The 1,121-nt window shown below is 51.6% G+C and carries 1 protein-coding gene; it reads right to left on the bottom strand.

The genetic code is table 11. The features are described 5' to 3' along the window. The coding region (locus ACTHS3_RS13950) for an MFS transporter (protein ID WP_440368245.1) at positions 1-1,121 on the bottom strand (1,121 nt) is incomplete at both ends.

Here is a 1,121-nt window from a genome sequence, read left to right as displayed (position 1 = left end):
AATACGCTACAAAAGGCAAATACGCCTACAAAACCGTATTTTTGGAACAATAAACCACCGGTTGCGCCGCCGACAAACAAGCCGACCGACTGCATGGTGTTATACACGCCCATCGCCGTGCCTTTCAAATCAGACGGAGCAATTTTTGACACCATAGACGGCAAGCTGGCTTCCAATACATTGAAACCAATAAAGTAAACAATCAGATAAGCGGTAATCAACCAGACCGAGTGCATTCCAAACAGCAAACCGATTTGCGCTGCGGCAATGCAGATGATACCAAGGATAAACACTTGTTTCAGTTTGTTGCGCGTTTCGCCGACGATAATCAGCGGTACCATAATAATCAGGCCGGTAATGGTTGACGGCAGATAGACTTGCCAGTGATGGATTTTTTCCAAACCCAACTGCGTCATGGCAAACGGCAATGCGGTAAATAAAGCCATTTGCGCCGCATGCAAAGCAAAAATACCGAAGTCGAGATTGAGCAGTTGGCGGTTTTTCAATACCTCGCCCATACGCGAAGGCTGCGCCTGCGTGTCTTCGTGCATTTTTGACACTTCCGGATCAGGAGTCATCCACGCAACCACACCGATACTGATTACAGTCAGAATACCGGTCAGCGCAAACAGGCCGGATACGCCGATAAAGCTGGCAATCATCGGTGCCAGCACTAGGCTGACGGAGAAGGTCAAGCCGATACTCAGGCCGATCATCGCCATCGCACGCGTCCGCACTTCATTACGGGTCAAATCCGCCAGCAAAGCCGTTACCGCCGCACTGACGGCACCCGCGCCTTGAATGGCACGCGCGGCAACCAACATCTGCAGGCTGTCGGCAACTGCAGCCAAAAAACTACCCGCCGCAAACACAATCAGGCCGGCATAAATCACTTTTTTACGGCCGAACTTATCGGAAGCCATGCCCAAAGGCAGCTGCAGCAAAGCCTGTGTCAGACCGTAAATGCCCATCGCCATACCGACCAGCGCTTTATTGTTTTCTGCGCCGGGCAACGAAGCGGCATACATCGCCAAAACAGGCAATACCAAAAACATCCCCAACATACGCAGTGCGTAAACGCCGGAAAGTGTGGTACTGGCACGCCACTCGTGCGGAAACAT

The sequence above is a fragment of the Neisseria sp. P0009.S007 genome (genome assembly GCF_051962515.1).
This window is presented reverse-complemented; position numbering and strand designations above follow the sequence as displayed.